We start from the raw sequence: 17,252 nt of genomic DNA, 5'->3' as shown, positions 1-17,252 counted from the left end.
CCAAAAAAGTGATTCAAACTCTAATACTCCTGCACCCGTAGTTGTTGCTCCTCACCAATACAATTACAACAACGGTGTTTGTTACGATTATACTATGAATGTAAATGCCGATCCAAGTTTCTGTCCACAACCAAACCCTGCAACAAATGCCATGAATAATCCCAATTACTATAACAATGGTATGTATAATCCCAATGGGATGTATAACAGCTTCTATAATTCTAACGGTCGATGGTTAAACGGAAACTGCGTTAATACGGCTGGGCAGACCATTGATCAATATTATTGTTTAAGTCAGACCTATCCAGGTCAATGTCAAGGTTTGTACATTCAGTACTATGAATATGGACTTAATACGACTTATCAATGTGTAGCGGCTCTGTGCAAAGGTAAAACCTTAATAGAGTATGCTACGGGTAAACAAGTTGTTTGCCAGTAGTTCAGATTTAACTAAACCTATTAACTAAAATAAATTTAAACTGAATAGTTCTTTAAACCTTCTACTAAATCACTGGCTAAAAGGGATTGGAAGTTGTTACCGTCTTGAATCCATTTGTCAGCAAGACTTCCGTGAATATAGGCCCCTAAACAAGATGCTTTATTAACAGAAAGACCTTGGGCTAAATAAGATCCAATGATTCCCGCTAAGACATCTCCCGTTCCAGCCTTTGCTAAGGCTTTGTTTCCGCTAGAAATTATATAAAATTTTCTCTGATCATAAATCATAGTTTTTGGCCCTTTAAGTAAAAGGGTGGCCTTTGCAAATTTTTTAGCAAATTCTTTACAAGCAGAAATTCTTTCACTTTCTATCTCTTTTGCAGACATTCCAATGAGTCTTGAAAGTTCTCCCGCATGAGGTGTCACAAGGCAGTTTTCATGAAGTTTCATTTTAAAATGGGCGATAAAATTTATACCTTCAGCATCAATGAGAATTTTTATTTTCAATTTTAACAGTTTTTCAAGTATTTTTCGGTTCTGTAAACTCGGCTCTAATCCTGGTCCAAACAAAAACCCAGAATATTTTTTATTCATTTCTTCATTCGATAAGTTTAACAGTTCCTCTTTAGATATGTATAAAAAATCAGGAAGTAGTTCTTTTACATTTTTTAAGTTCTTTAGCAAATCTTCTTCTAAGGCCAATGTGACATAACCAACACCAGACCTGGACGCCGCTTCAGAAGCAAGTCTTAAGGCCCCAGGCATTTTTTTAGAACCGGCTACTATGAGAAGATGTCCATACTTGGATTTATTTCCTAAGGGGTTTTTTTGGGGAAAAAGAAGCTTCGCTTCTTTTTTTTGAACCAATCGAAAATCAAGCACCACTTTTCTAATCAACTCTTTTGGGAATCCAATCGAAATTCTAATAATTTTTCCCGAACGGTAAGGCCCACAATTTAAAAACGAGCCCACTTTAGGATACTCACAAGCTAAGGTATAATCAGCCTTCACGGCAGTTCCAAATTCATTTCCTGTATTGGCATCGAGGCCAGAAGAAACATCTAAAGAAATAATTTGAAATAGTTTTTTTTTGGAATTTAGTTTCTCAATGATCTTTATGGTTTCATCATTTAAGTTTCGATTCAAACCAACCCCAAAAATAGCATCGATAACCAACATGGGGTGCACCCATTGGTCTTCTAAGAAATCAGGAAGTTTAGAGAACTCATGATAATTACATATTTTAATAGCTAGACAAGGGTATTTATTAGCGATCAGCTTTGAAAGACAAAGGCCATCCTGCCCATTGTTTCCTGGGCCAATGAGAAAAATCATACCTTCCATTGTCCCCAAGGGAGTTCGAATACTGTCTTTTGCAAATTCAAAAAGACTTTCCAGTTTAAGAAGCATCCCCGATGCGGCACTATGAATTAATTTTTCGATAGAGATATCAAACTGTGTGCTAGCTAACTTGTCTAATAGCAGGGATTCTTCTCTATTTAACATTCTCATAATAGGTTGAGCTCATGGTAACTAAACGTTCGAAGCCACCATCACAACAGCTTCGCCCTTAACACAAACTTCTCCTTTTTGATTTCTCGCAATGGTTTCAACGGAGGCAATTCCTTTTTCTTTCCTCATTCCCGTGACATGCATTTCAATAGTGAGAGTATCATTTATAAATACAGGAGATAAAAATTTCATCGTCTGGCTTAAATAAATTCCACCTTGCCCCATGTTTTCATTCAAAGCTCTTGAAAACAAAGCCCCCGCAATCATTCCATGAGCGATCCGTTGTCCAAATCGAGTTGTTCTTGCGTAGGCTTCATCAAAGTGAATTGGGTTAAAATCGCCACTCATTTCGGCAAATTGGTGTACCATTTTATCAGTAACCTGAACAGACATCGAACACTTGTAACCCGTATCAAATTTAATATTCGCAGCCATCATAAACTCAACTCCATCTCTTAACTCCCTCATGAATTAAATGTATTACATGTATTAAATGTATCCGTAAAAACATTATAAAATGTTAGCCGCTAATTCTGCCAACTCGGACCGTTCGCCCTTCGTTAAAGTGACATGAGCCGCTATAGGATGACCTTTAAACTTTTCTCCCGCATAGGTCAAACCACTATTTGCAGAATCAACGTAGGGATTATCAATTTGATAAACGTCCCCCGTCAAGACAACTTTTGTACCTCGGCCAGCCCGTGTAACAATTGTTTTGATTTCATGAGGAGTTAAGTTTTGAGCTTCATCGACAATTAAATATTGTTTTGGAATACTTCTTCCACGAATATAGGTCAGAGGCTCAATATTTAACATCCCTTGATTGATCAATTCTTGAGCTCTGCCCGAAGCTTTCTTATCTGCCCCCATAAGAAACTCAACATTGTCAAATATAGGCTGCATCCATGGATTTAATTTTTGCTCAATGTCCCCAGGCAAATACCCGATATCTCTTCCCATTGGAAAAATGGGCCTAGAGACTAAAAGTCTTTGAAATCTGCCCTCATCTAGAGTCTTATGAAGACCTGCAGCAATCGCCAGAAGGGTTTTTCCTGTGCCAGCCTTTCCGACTAAGGAAACAAACAAAATCTCATCGTTTAAAAGACAGTCCAAGGCAAATGCCTGTTCCGCATTCCTTGCATGGATTCCCCAAATACTATCTGATGGGGAAAGCAAAGGAACGATAGCTTTATCGGCAAAGGAATACCTGCCTACGGCGGAATGATTGGGGTTTGATTGGTCTTTCATAATAACATATTGATTAGCAATGAGCTTAGAATCAGGAGCTAAATATTTTTTTTCTTTGTAAAAAGAATCGATTTGAGCCGAAGTAAGCTCAATCTCAAGATAGCCTTCGTAGAGATCATTTTCGGAAGCGTTATTGGGCTCATAATCTTTTGCCGTGATACCATACACATCGGCTTTGATTCGAAGGTTGATATCCTTCGTAATCAGCTCAACCGTATGTCTTGGGTGTTGCTTCTGCAAAGACAATGCGGTCATCAAAATGCGATTGTCAGCCTTCATCTGGTCTAGTTCTGTGGACATCCCTGCAAACATCAAATCGGTGTTAATATAGACGAAGGTTTCTGAATGATTATCTAACTGCACACCTTTAGATAAAGATCCCTTGGCCCTGAGCACATCAATAAAACGACTGAACTGTCTCGCATTTCTTCCGTTTTCGCCCTGATCTCTTTTAAATCTATCAATTTCTTCAATGACCGAAATGGGAATATGGATATCACCTTCACCAAATTTTAAAATAGCTTGGGAATCAAAGAGGATCACATTCGTATCAACTACAATTTTCTTTTTTTTATTTGGATTTACTTTATTCAATTTGTTCAGCTCCTTTAGCGACATGACTGTCATTTAACTGTCACTTACAGGATGCCAACTAAAGGGAATAACTATCAAGAAATATTTGAGACTTGAATATCGCCATCATCAGTTTTCAGACTCGCACTTACCGTTTCAATAAACTTAACAAAATGATGTAACGCAACGTCATTTACGGTGCCTTTCACATAACTGGTACCATGGCGAACCACTTCTTCACTGGGAATCAATCTTGAATTATTAACAACAACGACGAAAGAAAAATAAGTTTTGTGATTTAAGTAGACTCTCATGGCAATTTCTTCGTCTGGAGAAAACTTTCCCTTGCCCATTTCTAAATCAAAAGAAATTCCATTATCAGAAATATCATAAACAGCCACACGCAATAATCCATGCTCTGGAAGAACCGCAAAGGCACCAATAAATTCAGTGAGTATCGTTCTTTTAACTTCACGTCTTTCAGAATTAATTATTTCTTGGCGCGCCTCGGTGATATCTAAAACAGGCGCCTTTGCTTTTGAATTTTTTAACCCTTGATGATTTTTCGACTTTAACCTATCCACAATGTCTAAAATTTTACCCACTCAAACCCCCTAAATGGATCCTTCCATCATATCACTCGTCTATCATATCATTCCATCTACTCATCGGAGAAAATGTTTCAAACTTAAGCCATTTTTGTGGAATTTGGGGACTTTTTGTTCTAAATTGATACAAATGAATTTATTTTTGGGAGTTAGCTTCAGTCTGATATTTCACCTTATTTTGGTCCTAGTGGTTTTTTTTATGCCTCAAGAATGGCTAAACAAAATAACGACAGCTCGAAGTTCCCTTATCATCGAAAAAGTCAAACCTTTGGATATTGAAATTATTGACGAAAAAGACCATCAGCAAATTGTTCGTAGCGCTCTCCCTCCTGAGTCCCAAGTGGATAAGAGTTCTAAAGAAAAAGCTCGCTTCCTTTCCGAAGCCACCCAACGGGTACTTATTGAAACTAAAGCCAAGCTGTCCGGCAAAACTTCTAATAATTTTTCAACACCTAAGTACCAAAAAGAACTTATTGCCAAAAAATTAGAACAAATTCAAAGGGATATTAAGTCCCCTAAGAATGAGGCTAAGGTTCCTGAAACTTCAGAGCTTTACACCTCTTCAAACAAAAAAAAATCTGACTACAAACCCCTAGAGTTATACCCCAACGAAAAATACGGAGCGTCCACTTTAGGTGAATCTTTACCTGACGATGTTTCCGTTGGTGATTTCACAGCCCTAAATACAGATCAATTTCAATTTTATACATTTTACTCTCGCGTTGAAGATTTGGTTCGGTTTCGTTGGGAAACAAAAATTCGCGAAGCTATGGAGCAACTGAATAGGTCCAGGGTCTTAACCAATGTTTCTAAAAGCGAATGGATCTCTGAAGTAGAGTTTTTGATAGATGCTCAAGGAAATTTAAAAAAGGCCCTGGTCCTTAGGGAGTCTGGTGTTTCTCGGTTTGATCAATCAGCTATTTTTGCCTTTGAAGACGCCAAAATTTTTCCAAATCCTCCCAAGGAAATGCTCAGATCTGATGGTTACATCCACTTAAGATATTCATTTCATGTCAACTACAGCCCTGTCTATACTGCTAAATAAACTAAAGTCGAGTCTAAATTAATCTGTCTCATGAAGACGACTCGGCATTCAACTGTTAGCATATCCCTATGAGGAAAAAAAATAATTCACGTGTGATTCTGCTTTTTTTAAGTTTCATTTTCCTATCACTTCAGTCAGAGGCCATAGTTACCGAGCTGGCCGTTTCTTACGCTCAAAAAAAAACCTATTTTAATGCTGATAACTTCAACAATATGGAATCGACCACAGGATCCGTATCTTTCTATTTCATGGAAAAGCTTGCAATTGAATTAAGTTATACCACGGCTTCAATACTCAGAGAAGAAACGATTTACAATGGAACGGGCTTCCAACAGCAGACCACCTTACAAAAAGTTAAAGTTTATGGTTCTGATTTCATTTTTATTTTGGCAGATAAAAAATCAATAATTCAACCTTATTTAAAAGTGGGTATCTCACAAATTGAAAAAACAATGAGTACAAAAAATTCTGATGTTTTTATCTATGACACAGACCCCATCAACTCCGTTTCTCCTAGCTACGGAGCAGGAATAAAAATTCCTTTAACTGATACTTTTGGTTTGAAACTGAGCTATGATGCTTGGAGAACTGAAACTAAAGATTCTGCCAACAACAAATCAACCATTGAAGATAACTCTATCCGCGCTGGCTTAACATGGGTTCTATAATACTCTGGCAACGTGGCGTTTTTTTCAGCCTAATGTCCTTTCTTCTTTCTGGATGCCAGATGGGCTATTTGATGAAAAGCGCTTACAATCAGGCAAGCCTCTTAAACCAAAGAGTACCTATAGAAGAAGCCCTTAAAGATCAAAGACTCACTGATGATGAAAAAAATAAATTACTTTTGGCTCAAGAAGTTAGACAATTTGCTGAAGTAGATCTAAGCCTTAATGTAAAAAAAAATTATTCCACTTTTGTTAAGCTCGACCGTCCCTATGTTAGCTATGTTGTTAGCGCTTCCCCCAAATGGAACCTCGAAGCTTATGTTTGGGAGTTTCCTTTTGTTGGAAAAGTTCCCTACAAAGGTTATTTTTCGGAACTTGAGGCCAAAGAAGAATCAGAAAACATTAAATTGCAAGGGCTAGACGTTTATGTTCGTGGAGTGAGTGCCTACTCCACTTTGGGTTGGTTCAAAGATCCTCTTCTTTCAAGCATGATGAAGTACAAAGATTACGATCTTGTTAATACCATTATCCATGAGTCTGTTCATGCAACATTATACATTAAAAGTGAGGCTGATTTTAATGAACGAATGGCCACCTTTTTGGGAAATAAAGGAATGGAACTATTTTACCTAAAAAAAGAAGGTGAAAATTCGAAAACAATTGAGATCACCAAAAATGAAAATCATGACGATGAGTTGTTTTCTAAATTTATTACCAATGAACTCACCAAACTTGAAAAATGGTATACTCAATTATCAGAATCACAGAAAAAAGAAGAACTCCGACAACAAAAATTTATTGCCATAAAAGAAAATTTTAAAACTGAAGTCAAACCTCTTCTTAAAACTTCTCATTGGCTCAACTTCGATTCATGGGATCTCAATAATGCGAGGCTCATTGTCTATAAAACTTACATGAAAGACCTTAATGATTTTGAATTGCTATTTAATTTAGTTGGCCACAGTTTTGTAAAATTTATAGAAGAGTGTAAAAAACTTGAAAAAACGTCTAATCCCACCCAAAAGCTAAAAGAAAGAATCCTGGAACTAAAGAAGTAAGCCCGTGTTTGAAACGTCTTAAATTGAGTCCACAAAAGGGTGTTAAGTTATCCTGACGACCTACAAATAGCTTGCATTCTACTTTTATACTCCATAGATAATAAAGCACTAAGAGGTAAATATGAAGTTTCTATGTTTTTTTCTTTGGGTGACTCAATTTTCTTTTTCACAAACTTTTACACCAAATCTAAATAGAACCTATTCTCCACCTAACCGCTATCGGTTTTACAGTCCCTCAGCCCAAGAGGCGCAGCTTAAATTTAATTATTCTGTAGAATTATTTAAAACGTCTCAACCCAGAGATACAGAATATAAAACGGCCATTGATAAACAATTGTCATTCCTATTTGGGGCTTTTTCAAACCAAAATCGACAGGCTGTTCCTAAGGGGGACCACACTTTTCAAATATTAAGAGCCCAACAGGTAAATAGCAACACTTGGCGAGCGGATTACTCCTACTCTGGAAGAATTCTTATTTCTCAAGGGCCCAATTCTTATTCATTTTTTCTTCCAATCCGACCTTATGAAATTTGGGTGAAATCATTAACCAATAATACAGCTAATCTTTATCCTTGTACCGATGATCAGCACCCGCAAGAAGGCTATTTTTGGTATTTTTTCAACCCCAAAGCCTATGGATGTAACCTAAAAGAAAATGTTGATTACTTTAGCGTTCAAGGCCAACTTCAATACCTTCAAAATACAAAACTCACTTTTCCTGAATATGATCGGCTTTTCGTCAATGGAGAACTGACTTTCGATATTCTTTTTGGTATGGACAATTCTTCTTTAGATTGGAACCCTCAATCATCTAGGGATTTGAGTGCACAGTCTTACCGACAAATAAAATTGGTCCTTTCTCAGTGGGGTTACAAAGGTCATGTGTGGACAAACCAAGAACTACAACTTTTTTTTGGCAAATTAGGTTATTATAATCAAATGCCATTTGTTGAGGAATTAGTAAAAACAACCCCTAAAGGAAAAGTAACCTATAGAATATTTTTTGGAGCTTCTACTATTTATGATGGAATGAGTTTTCATAAGTTTTTATCAAACTCATTAATGAATTCTTCAATCATGCTCTATGCTGGCCATTCAGGATTGGGTGAATATCTAAACCTTGATTTGATACAAAATCATTCCACTCTGAAATTGCAGGCTAATCAAAATAGATATCAAATTTACTTTTTTAATAGCTGTAGCTCCTACCCTTATTATAATAGTCAGTATCTCAACTTAAAAAGAACGACGACAGACCCTCTTGGAACGAAAAATTTAGATATTATCACTAACGGTTTATCTACTTTATTTTTATCCATTGCTCCTTCTTCAATTACTTTGATGCAAGCCGTAGAGTCGTATAGCAACGGGGGAATAAAAATGAGCTACCAGGACATGATGAGGAAAGGTGATTCTAATAACTTAATTGGCATCAATGGTGACGAGGATAATACCAGTTCCCATTAGGAATTTGTAACATCATTCATGTAGTCTGTAATAAAATGAGCCTGTCTCCAAAATATCTTTAGCAGATTTATTCTTCAGTGATTTTAGGAGGAGGAAGTTTTACTTCTCCTTTTTTATCCGCAGGCAAAATAATATTTTTCACTTTTTCCGAAATATCCTTTTTAAGCTCTAGGTATTGACCTAACTTTTTAATACCTAAAACACCTTTAACTTTGTCCAACTCTTCAATCGAAATTAAATTATAAATACTTAACTTTTTTTTTAAATCCAAAAATGCTTTATTTTTAACTTTCTCGTCTTCACTTTTAATAATTCTTTGAGTGAGGACTTCGATTTCTTGCGAGTTGGCGGACTTTTTCTTATTTAAGTACTTAATGATGTCTGAGATTTTTTTTTCTTGCTCCGTTGTTAATTTTAATTCATCTGAAATTTTCCAAATCAAAAGGTCTTCCAACTGAAGCTTTGCCTTAAAATTTGACTCAGCCAATGCAGTTGAAAACATTAAAAAGAAAATGGAAATTAAACGTCTCACCAAACTCTCCCGCTCTAAAAACTGCAGGAGTTACGCATATGACTCAACTCCTACTAAAAAGTACCTTAGGTGAGAAGAAAATAGTAGATTATAATGAATTGAACAACTCTTTAGTTATACTTTCATCTTGGAAAAAAACTGATTCAGCAATAAACTCCTGTTCCGATTTATAACTCAGCACCGTTTCTGTCAGCATTTCTGGAGAGGACTTTATTAATGAAATAATTTGATCCTCATTTTGGGAGCTTTTAATCACATGACTATTCTGTAAAAAACTGAAAGAAATCTTTTTAGCCATATTAAATGAAATCAAAGTTGCCAAACTCAGAAACGACATCACTAAATAAAATCGCCAATGCCTTTTTAACAGATCTTTTTTATTTTGAAAATACGATCGGGGCTTTATTTCTGCATTTCCTATAGAGGACATAATTTTATCATGAAAGTCTTGATAATATTTGTCCTCATGAGGCAAGGGTATTTCGGTAGCATAAAAATTTGATTTTTTAATAGCTCTTTCAACTTCATATAATTCCATTAGTCCACCTCCGCATATTGAACCATATCTGCAAGATGCCCATTAAATGAATCATTCCAATCTTTTAAATCTTCTCTTTGTTCAAACACTTCTTTTAACTTCAACAAAGCATGTCTATAGTTGGCCTTTGCTGTATCATAAGGACAATCCATAATATCTGAAATCTCTTTGAAACTCAAATCTTCATAGACTCTGAGAATAAGAGCTGTTTTTTGTTTTAAAGGTAACTTATCAACCTCTTCTTGAATTTGCGATGCCAGTGCGGCCTGTACCAAACTTGTTTCTGCTATGGCACTTACGGCCATCTGTACCGTGTCAATATCTGTTGTTTTTCTTTTATTATCTCTTAATTTATTTTTGGCAGTATTCACGGCAATTTGAAACAACCAACTTTTAAAACTCGATCTTCCTTCAAACAAGTTAAGTTTTTCATAGGCCTTTATAAAGCTCTCTTGTACCACATCTTCAGCTAAATCTAAGCTCTTTACAAATCTAAGCGCCATTCTTAATAATACCTTTTGGTGCCGTTTAACTAGTTCTGAATAGGCTTTCCTATTCCCATCCCTAACTTCCTTTATCAACTCTAGATCTGTTGAAATTATAAATTCCTTTTCCATATATCTGACTCATTTCTTTTTAAAAAAGGTTAATCGTTTAAAAACAAATCCCCCATGCGTACTTATTAAGCAACAGAAGGGCCAGGAATTCTATTGTCAATTTGTCTCCAATTTTTCACATGAGGACTAAGACCATTTTAAGATTGATATCTAAATCTAATAAAACCGAGTTGATAGTAAGGGTATAAATAAAACTTATTAGCACTATTTCAGATTTTAAATTTGTGTGATTTATTGACAGGGTCAAAACGACCTTAAGCCGCAGTTACTTTGTTTCTACCTGTTTGTTTTGAGGTGTAAAGAGCTTTATCAGCTCTATCTAAGATATTTGTCCACTGAGTGTCTAAAGAAGTTTTAGCCGTAATCCCCAATGAAACCGTCACGGGTATCTTTTTATTTTCAAAAACAAATTCATGATTTTGAATTGTAGCTCGTATTCTTTCAGCTATTTCGGTAGCTATTCTTTTTTCCGTCCCATTTAAGATAAGAACAAACTCTTCGCCCCCATACCGAGCAAAAAAATCATTGGATCTAATCAATTTTGAAGTAACGACCTTCGCTAATTCTTTTAATACATAGTCTCCACAAGGGTGACCATAAGTATCATTAATTTTTTTGAAAAAATCGATATCAAAAATAATAATACTCATCGGTTCATTTAATATATCAGATCGCTTAACTGACTCTGGGCCCTTTTCTAATAAGGCGCCCTTCGAATGCGTTCCTGTTAATGCATCCTTTGTTGCTTTTTCAAATAAAGCTTGGGTTGTTAGACTTTCGATATTTCCTGTTTCTAGATACTTAAAAATGACATTGCCTGTTTTGACTTGATCATTATTTTTTAATTCACAAAGAGCCATTGGTGGCAACACCTGCCCATTCACAAAGGTTTTATTCGTAGATCCCAAATCTATGACATAAATATTATTCCCCTTAATATCAATACGAGCGTGTGACCTAGATAAACTTTTGTCGTCAATAAATATATTGGATTCAATGGCCCTTCCCACAACAAATCCATTATGCAAATTCCATTGTTTTCCTTGATAGCCTGGAGGGCCAATCAAAACAACAAACACAGGCGGAGCGCTATCTGTTGCAGACAATTCCTTCTTAAGCGTTGTGTCCGAAGCCACAACGGTTTTTTCATTTACATCATCCTTACCATGCCCCATACGAAAATCATACCTTTAAAATAAATGCCATTCAATAAACTTAAAGCCCCTCCTAGACGGGCCCTAATCACCTTCCAAAGACTCGAGGCTAGTTAAGAGATGGCTACATCTTCTTCTATTCGATAGTAACCCTTCCACTCCTTTAGTCGAGCTCGAGGCCTTACGCCGTCTTCGGGATAGTCAATTAAAACATAAGTTAATTTTGATATCTTCCCAAGAGAAACAATATCCAATGAGGTTAGCTCCGTCCAGGTTCCGACGCTAAAATATTCTTTTTCAGATCTCCATTGTCGGTATTGATAAATATGAGAATGACCAAAAATGACGGTATGGACTCTGTCGTTTTTTAAAATTTTCTTTGCAGATCCCATTAAGTCTGGATAAACAGCACTTTGAAAAATAATTTTAAGTGTATTTTTTAGCGACCACTGTCTTCTTCGATCTTTAACAAATAAAATTTTTATTACAAAAATAAGAGTTGAAAAAAAAGATTTAAAAAACAATTTAGTCTCATGAAAAAAAATCCAATTTATCATTTTTGAAAAAGGCCTGATTTTATCTATGAATGGAAATTTCTTTTTAATTGAAAGAACTAATTCCACATAAAAATGACTTCCAAAAGGAAGATTTAGGATTGGCTCAGCTAAGTTTTTTTTTAAAAAAAACTTCTTAGGGTCAAACTTATTTGCCGCCTCGTGCATGTGTCCATGCTCAACATGAAAACCATCAAAAAAATAAATAATATTTTTAAATCTAATAGGAGCGCCAATAACCTGATTAAGATACAACCGGCAGGAAGGCCAAAGCATTGATTGATCATGATTGCCAATGATATAGGTAACCGATTTATGTGGTTTGGTGGCAAATGCTGACATCGCATCAAAAACTTTTTGATGTCCTTTGATTATTTTCTTTAAAATTTCTAGAGAAATTGGTTCTGTTATCACCGTAAGGAAATGGCCTTTATAGTCTACCTGTAAAAAATTTAAAAAATCTCCATTTAAAATGAGTTCGATTTCATGGTCCTTATAAATTCCCGTTGAGTAATAGTTTAAAAATTCAACTAACTTATCACCATAATAGAATTCTTCTAAAGAGTTTAGTCCGCCACTTTCTAAAAATCTTCCCTTGCCTAGGTGTAAATTACTAATAATCACCTTTGCTTTTTTGGGTAACGATTTTGCTTCTTCTTCCATCGCATTCATTCTGTTAGGTAGCTTTTTTGTAGTGAACTGGTTCGTTCTCGCCTTTATCATCCACATGGGATAAAGCCAGGCGCAAAGTTCTTACTGTTATTTTAATTTGATTTTTATAAGATTCTATACTTTTATTTAACTCTTGGACCTTATTTCTGTACGTTTCAAGCTCCGACTTAGAAATATCGTTCTTTCTTTGTAATTCTAGTAACAAATCATCCTTAGACTTAATGACAGCCTGTTTCTCTATTTTTATTAGCTCTAGTCTATTTTCCAGTTCACGCTCTCTCACGCGAATTTTCTTGAAATCATTTTTAATTCTCAGCTCTAATTCTTCATTCTTTTCTTGAAGTCTTGTATTTTCACTTTCTTTAAAGATTAAATTTCCTTTCAATAAAGAAATCTCATTTTTTAAGTCTGACTTAATTTCTAAATTTTCTTTTTCCAATTGAGAAATTTTAATTGTAAATTCTTCTGATTTATTTCTAATAATTTCTGACGCTGTTAAAAGTTCATCGTTTTCTTGACGTAATCTCTCGATTTCTTTTTCTAAATCAATAATTCTATTCTGAGCAATGCGAAGACTTTCAGATTGAGCCAAACTTGCGTCTATAGATACTTGACTTGAATTAAATTTCCCGGCCTTTGATGGCATTACAAAAACTTTATCTTCACCCGCAGAAGTAAGAATTTCCTGATTAATTTTGTCATTTAAATGCTCTTGCTGTCTTTGTGCGAACCTTGTAACGGCAATTGTCTTTTCAATATCCCTAGGTAAAATTGAAGATTTCTCCTCCTGTTTAGGTGGAAAAAAAATTTCTGTGCTATCTAATTTTTCAGAGATTCCAGGAAGTTGATCCGCCTTATTTGCATTATTGACTTTATCAAAGGTTATCGAGACTTTATCTTTTACAGGAAGATTTTTATTTTCATCATTGGAATCGTTAGGATCGTTAGAATTAGAAAGATTAAACATGATCTGATCAAGAAAGTTATCATCACTTTCTGGTCCATCGTACTTTAGATCATTTAGATTAGGCAGTCCATTAGGATCTTCATCTTTAAAACTGGGAATTAATATATCTGGGCTAACTTCTTCATTTTTTGAAGAGTATCCATAAACAGTATCTTCAAGAGCTTTTTTGGCATCAGGAAACTCGGTAGCCTCAGAAGTGAGTCCATCAAAATTACCAACGTCATCTAACAATGAGCTAAATAAATCATCGGCAGCAGAAACTTCTTTCTTAACTATTTTCTTGTTCATTCAGCTACTTATCGGACTTAAATCAATACTACTTGAGTCATTTGTTTCGTTACGGACTGTATTATCAAAAATGAAACAAATTGTCGTCGATAAGGACAGACTTTTTATACTCGACTAACCGCTGATGCAGACTCTCTATAGTCATTTTTGCTAAAGCCTTAACACCAAAGTCCTGAATAGTGTAACTCGCGCACAAGGTCCCGACGACACAGGCTTTTTTAATTAGATCAAAATGAGGCAATGTATTTCTTTGGGCAAGATAACCAAAAAAACCACCAGCAAAGGTATCACCGGCACCCGTTGGATCAACGACATTTGAAATAGGCACCGCTGGAAGCAAATAATAACCAAAGTCTTTTGAATACAATACAAAACCATATTCGCCTCTTTTAATGACGATCATTTTAGGGCCCAATTCAGCAATCTTGGGAGCTGCCTGAATCGCATTTGAAGACTCTGTCAATAAATCAGACTCTCCTTCATTAATAAGAATAACATCCACTTTTTTTAAAACTTCTTTTAATTTATCTTTTTTAGAGTGAATCCAAAAATTCATCGTATCCATTCCAATATATTTTGGAAATTCAATTTGTTCTAAAACTTGAAGCTGAAGTTCTGGAGCAATATTTGCTAAAAATACAAATTCTGATTTTCTAAAGGCTGGAGGCAATACAGGGTTAAAATGTTCAAAAACATTTAATTCAGTTTTTAATGTTTCAGCCTCATTTAAATCACCCTCATACTTTCCTTCCCAATGAAAAGTTTTTCCTTTCATTTTTTCAACTCCAGACAAATCCACATTTCTTTTTAACAACAATTCTTTATCCAAATCTTCATAGTCTTCACCGACAACCCCAACGACTCTTACTTGCGTAAATAAACTTGCTGCTAATGAAAAATAATTTGCAGAGCCACCCAGAGTTTTGGCCACAAATCCAGATGGAGTTTTAATTGTATCGTAAGCTAAAGACCCGACAACGAGCAAAGATGACATTTTGATTTCTCCTATTTCTCCTAATTGATTATATTTTTTAAATGCAATGTACGTGTTAATTTAGAATTTGAAACATCCATCTGTTTTGGGTGATTATCAAATTCACTTCGCAACTGGCCACAGGCCGCAAAGATATCTCTTCCCATGGTTCTTCTTAAAAGAACATGTGCCCCCAATTGGATTAACTCATTTTGAAATTTTAAAATTTGATTATCTGACGGCCGTTCAAAACCAGAACCTGGATGCTCATTAAATGGAATGATATTAATTTTACAAGGTATGGATTTGGTTAATTGGAATAACTTTCGGGCATGTTCTACTTGATCCGTTATCCCCTTCAGCAAAACATATTCAAAGGTCACTCTGTCTTTTGTTTGCTTCACGTATTCATGACAAGCTTCAAATAATTCTTTCAACGGATACTTTTTATTAATTGGCATTATTTGTGATCTACTTTCATCATCATAACCATTTAAACTCACGGCTAACCGTACTTTATGATGAGCTATTTTCCACATCTCAGGAACAATGCCAGAAGTTGAAACCGTGACCCTTCTTCTTGAAAAATTCATCCCCCATGGAGAGTGAATTATTTCAATAGCTTTAAACACCTCATCCGAGTTATCCAAGGGCTCACCCATTCCCATAAAAACCATATTTGTAATTCGATTTTCAATTCCAATGAGATCTTGAGCCAGCATAAATTGCCCAACAATTTCCTCGGCCTTCAGTCGTTTCTGTAATTTTTGTTTTCCAGTGAAACAAAATTTACAACCCATATTACAGCCGACCTCTGAAGAGATACATAGCGTGAGCCGTTCTTCTGAGGGGATCAGCACCGCCTCAACGGTTTTCATATCGCCAATATCAAATAAAAATTTTTGAGTGCCATCAACGCTTTTTAAATGTTGAGCTAACTTGGGCATATTGAAATCCATGTACTGATCTAATTCCTTACGAAAATCTTTTGCAAGATTGGACATCAATTCAGGTTCTGTAATTCGTTTTTCGTAGACCCATTTAAATAACTGTTGAGCCCTAAATTTTTCCTTTCCATGAACTTTAAATAAAGCCTCTAGATCGGATAAATTCATGGAATAAAAATTTCGTTTACTTTCAATTTGATTAAACATGCATTGTGTATGCCCTTATTTTAATAAAAAATCCAGATTTTATCAAAGGCTTAAAGAAATTACTCGCAAGAAAACTCGACAGTTAGGGACTTTAGGGCCTGTTACAAAAAAAGGTATACCATTTGGCTACAATCCTTAACTGGAATCTATAAAAAATGACTTATGGCCTCTTTCATTTCGCCCAAATCACAAGGGACACAACCTATCTTCCCCACGACATTTCCAGCGGCAATATTTGCTAAAACGCAGGACTCTGTTACGGTAAAACCAGCGGCTTGCGATAAAGCAAGGGTCGCAATCACTGTATCTCCCGCCCCTGTCACATCGAAAACTTTTTTCGCATAGGTTGGAACCTCAATTATTTTATCTTTATCGAAGATAGTCATGCCTTCCTTTCCTCGAGTAAGTACTATTCGAGGAGATTGAAGCTTTTGCTGCAAAGCTCTGCCAACAATATAAACTTTATCCGGATTTTCCCTTAAATCGTCAAAATCCATACCTGCTAAGATCAAAGCTTCATCATAGTTGGGTTTGAATAAATCACAGTGCTGATAAAAACTTAATGGGTTCGAACGATGTGGATCCACATATACTTTTTTGTGATTTATGTGAGCTGTTTCAATCAAATTTTGCATCAGATCTATAGAAAAAATACCTTTAGCGTAATCTTCCAAAATAACAGCGTCATAATCTTTAATAATAGCTTGATATCTTCCAAATAATGCCTTTTGCACTTCCTTAGAGATGTATTTCTTTAACTCGTAATCAATTCGAACAATGTGATGGGGACCAGCCATGACTCTGGTCTTTCTGGTTGTTGGACGTTGCGAATCCACAATCATATCCATCCAAGGAATATGACTTTCATCAAAAATACTCTTTAAAAGATCAGCACCAAAATCTTTGCCAACGACAGAAAGCAGAGAAACTTGGCCACCAAGGCTAACAATATTTTGCGCCACATTGGCCGCTAAACCCAGGCGCTTTTCTTCATTCTCTACGTCGATAACAGGCACTGGTGCTTCTGGGCTGATTCTTTTAACCGTACCAATGATATACTCATCAATTCCCACATCCCCGACAACTAAGATTTTCTTATGCGCCAGTTGGTCGAGCTTTTTTAGCAACTGCATTTTTAATAAATCATCTAATTCTACTTTTTCAATCTGATAAGGTGATTTCATAAAT

General features: G+C 35.6%; 18 protein-coding genes. 5 read left to right on the top strand and 13 right to left on the bottom strand.

The window, feature by feature from the left end; all coding sequences use genetic code 11:
* Window positions 1-94 precede the first annotated feature (94 nt).
* Window positions 95-439, top strand: a complete 345-nt coding sequence (locus J0M15_02525) for a hypothetical protein (protein ID MBN8535902.1) — start codon at window positions 95-97, stop codon at window positions 437-439.
* A 35-nt stretch (window positions 440-474) separates the two neighbouring features.
* Here the strand turns inward: J0M15_02525 and J0M15_02520 are convergent, their stop codons facing one another.
* The 4 genes from J0M15_02520 to J0M15_02505 all read right to left on the bottom strand — a co-directional run bounded on the left by J0M15_02520 (window position 475) and on the right by J0M15_02505 (window position 4,376).
* The gene (locus tag J0M15_02520; protein ID MBN8535901.1) at window positions 475-1,950 is read right to left on the bottom strand and encodes an NAD(P)H-hydrate dehydratase; all 1,476 of its coding nucleotides are present in this window, start codon (window positions 1,948-1,950) and stop codon (window positions 475-477) included.
* A gap of 21 nt (window positions 1,951-1,971) precedes the next feature.
* On the bottom strand, window positions 1,972-2,385 hold the full coding sequence (locus J0M15_02515; GenBank protein ID MBN8535900.1) for a MaoC family dehydratase: 414 nt from the start codon (window positions 2,383-2,385) through the stop codon (window positions 1,972-1,974).
* A 75-nt stretch (window positions 2,386-2,460) separates the two neighbouring features.
* Window positions 2,461-3,816: a PhoH family protein gene (locus J0M15_02510; GenBank protein MBN8535899.1), complete on the bottom strand. Its 1,356-nt coding sequence runs from the start codon at window positions 3,814-3,816 to the stop codon at window positions 2,461-2,463.
* A gap of 50 nt (window positions 3,817-3,866) precedes the next feature.
* Window positions 3,867-4,376: a PilZ domain-containing protein gene (locus J0M15_02505; protein MBN8535898.1), complete on the bottom strand. Its 510-nt coding sequence runs from the start codon at window positions 4,374-4,376 to the stop codon at window positions 3,867-3,869.
* Window positions 4,377-4,509: 133 nt separating this feature from the next.
* Between J0M15_02505 and J0M15_02500 the strand changes: the two genes are divergently transcribed.
* The 4 genes from J0M15_02500 (at window position 4,510) to J0M15_02485 (ending at window position 8,615) form a co-directional block, all read left to right on the top strand.
* Window positions 4,510-5,424, top strand: coding sequence for a TonB family protein (locus tag J0M15_02500; GenBank protein ID MBN8535897.1), 915 nt, complete (start codon window positions 4,510-4,512; stop codon window positions 5,422-5,424).
* A 68-nt stretch (window positions 5,425-5,492) separates the two neighbouring features.
* A complete protein-coding gene (locus J0M15_02495) occupies window positions 5,493-6,092 on the top strand; it encodes an outer membrane beta-barrel protein (GenBank protein MBN8535896.1) in 600 nt (199 codons plus the stop codon).
* Between the two features lie 59 nt (window positions 6,093-6,151).
* A complete protein-coding gene (locus J0M15_02490; GenBank protein ID MBN8535895.1) occupies window positions 6,152-7,147 on the top strand; it encodes an aminopeptidase in 996 nt (331 codons plus the stop codon).
* Between the two features lie 121 nt (window positions 7,148-7,268).
* On the top strand, window positions 7,269-8,615 hold the full coding sequence (locus J0M15_02485) for a hypothetical protein (GenBank protein ID MBN8535894.1): 1,347 nt from the start codon (window positions 7,269-7,271) through the stop codon (window positions 8,613-8,615).
* A gap of 67 nt (window positions 8,616-8,682) precedes the next feature.
* On the opposite strand, the gene J0M15_02480 is transcribed toward J0M15_02485, so the two are convergent.
* The 9 genes from J0M15_02480 to rfaE1 form a co-directional block, all read right to left on the bottom strand.
* Window positions 8,683-9,147 (bottom strand): hypothetical protein, encoded by a 465-nt coding sequence (locus J0M15_02480; protein ID MBN8535893.1) that lies wholly within the window; start codon window positions 9,145-9,147, stop codon window positions 8,683-8,685.
* An 88-nt stretch (window positions 9,148-9,235) separates the two neighbouring features.
* Window positions 9,236-9,685, bottom strand: coding sequence for a hypothetical protein (locus tag J0M15_02475; protein ID MBN8535892.1), 450 nt, complete (start codon window positions 9,683-9,685; stop codon window positions 9,236-9,238).
* Complete coding sequence (locus tag J0M15_02470) at window positions 9,685-10,302, bottom strand: sigma-70 family RNA polymerase sigma factor (protein MBN8535891.1); 618 nt, start codon at window positions 10,300-10,302, stop codon at window positions 9,685-9,687. The genes J0M15_02475 and J0M15_02470 overlap by 1 nt, the downstream gene beginning before the upstream one ends.
* Window positions 10,303-10,556: 254 nt before the next feature.
* The gene (locus J0M15_02465; GenBank protein MBN8535890.1) at window positions 10,557-11,477 is read right to left on the bottom strand and encodes a GGDEF domain-containing protein; all 921 of its coding nucleotides are present in this window, start codon (window positions 11,475-11,477) and stop codon (window positions 10,557-10,559) included.
* A 92-nt stretch (window positions 11,478-11,569) separates the two neighbouring features.
* Window positions 11,570-12,682: a metallophosphoesterase gene (locus tag J0M15_02460; protein MBN8535889.1), complete on the bottom strand. Its 1,113-nt coding sequence runs from the start codon at window positions 12,680-12,682 to the stop codon at window positions 11,570-11,572.
* 4 nt (window positions 12,683-12,686) lie between these two features.
* Window positions 12,687-13,937: a hypothetical protein gene (locus J0M15_02455; GenBank protein MBN8535888.1), complete on the bottom strand. Its 1,251-nt coding sequence runs from the start codon at window positions 13,935-13,937 to the stop codon at window positions 12,687-12,689.
* Window positions 13,938-14,001: 64 nt separating this feature from the next.
* Window positions 14,002-14,931, bottom strand: coding sequence for a sugar kinase (locus J0M15_02450; GenBank protein ID MBN8535887.1), 930 nt, complete (start codon window positions 14,929-14,931; stop codon window positions 14,002-14,004).
* A gap of 20 nt (window positions 14,932-14,951) precedes the next feature.
* Window positions 14,952-16,064 carry a 23S rRNA (adenine(2503)-C(2))-methyltransferase RlmN gene (rlmN, locus tag J0M15_02445; GenBank protein MBN8535886.1) on the bottom strand — a complete coding sequence of 371 codons (1,113 nt, stop codon included), beginning with the start codon at window positions 16,062-16,064 and terminating at the stop codon, window positions 14,952-14,954.
* Window positions 16,065-16,210: 146 nt separating this feature from the next.
* Window positions 16,211-17,248: a D-glycero-beta-D-manno-heptose-7-phosphate kinase gene (rfaE1, locus tag J0M15_02440; GenBank protein MBN8535885.1), complete on the bottom strand. Its 1,038-nt coding sequence runs from the start codon at window positions 17,246-17,248 to the stop codon at window positions 16,211-16,213.
* Window positions 17,249-17,252 lie beyond the last annotated feature (4 nt).

This window comes from Deltaproteobacteria bacterium (assembly GCA_017302835.1).
In the GTDB taxonomy this organism is placed as follows: domain Bacteria; phylum Bdellovibrionota; class Bdellovibrionia; order Bdellovibrionales; family Bdellovibrionaceae; genus UBA2316.
This window is presented reverse-complemented; position numbering and strand designations above follow the sequence as displayed.

Excerpts from the sequence above, each read along its gene's own strand:
- J0M15_02525 (MBN8535902.1), top strand. The coding sequence starts at position 95 with ATGAATGTAAATGCCGATCCAAGTTTCTGTCCACAACCAAACCCTGCA.
- J0M15_02520 (MBN8535901.1), bottom strand. The coding sequence starts at position 1,950 with ATGAGAATGTTAAATAGAGAAGAATCCCTGCTATTAGACAAGTTAGCT.
- J0M15_02515 (MBN8535900.1), bottom strand. The coding sequence starts at position 2,385 with ATGGCTGCGAATATTAAATTTGATACGGGTTACAAGTGTTCGATGTCT.
- J0M15_02510 (MBN8535899.1), bottom strand. The coding sequence starts at position 3,816 with ATGTCGCTAAAGGAGCTGAACAAATTGAATAAAGTAAATCCAAATAAA.
- J0M15_02500 (MBN8535897.1), top strand. The coding sequence starts at position 4,510 with ATGAATTTATTTTTGGGAGTTAGCTTCAGTCTGATATTTCACCTTATT.
- J0M15_02495 (MBN8535896.1), top strand. The coding sequence starts at position 5,493 with ATGAGGAAAAAAAATAATTCACGTGTGATTCTGCTTTTTTTAAGTTTC.
- J0M15_02490 (MBN8535895.1), top strand. The coding sequence starts at position 6,152 with ATGGGCTATTTGATGAAAAGCGCTTACAATCAGGCAAGCCTCTTAAAC.
- J0M15_02485 (MBN8535894.1), top strand. The coding sequence starts at position 7,269 with ATGAAGTTTCTATGTTTTTTTCTTTGGGTGACTCAATTTTCTTTTTCA.
- J0M15_02475 (MBN8535892.1), bottom strand. The coding sequence starts at position 9,685 with ATGGAATTATATGAAGTTGAAAGAGCTATTAAAAAATCAAATTTTTAT.
- J0M15_02470 (MBN8535891.1), bottom strand. The coding sequence starts at position 10,302 with ATGGAAAAGGAATTTATAATTTCAACAGATCTAGAGTTGATAAAGGAA.
- J0M15_02465 (MBN8535890.1), bottom strand. The coding sequence starts at position 11,477 with ATGGGGCATGGTAAGGATGATGTAAATGAAAAAACCGTTGTGGCTTCG.
- J0M15_02460 (MBN8535889.1), bottom strand. The coding sequence starts at position 12,682 with ATGAATGCGATGGAAGAAGAAGCAAAATCGTTACCCAAAAAAGCAAAG.
- J0M15_02455 (MBN8535888.1), bottom strand. The coding sequence starts at position 13,937 with ATGAACAAGAAAATAGTTAAGAAAGAAGTTTCTGCTGCCGATGATTTA.
- J0M15_02450 (MBN8535887.1), bottom strand. The coding sequence starts at position 14,931 with ATGTCATCTTTGCTCGTTGTCGGGTCTTTAGCTTACGATACAATTAAA.
- rlmN (MBN8535886.1), bottom strand. The coding sequence starts at position 16,064 with ATGTTTAATCAAATTGAAAGTAAACGAAATTTTTATTCCATGAATTTA.
- rfaE1 (MBN8535885.1), bottom strand. The coding sequence starts at position 17,248 with ATGAAATCACCTTATCAGATTGAAAAAGTAGAATTAGATGATTTATTA.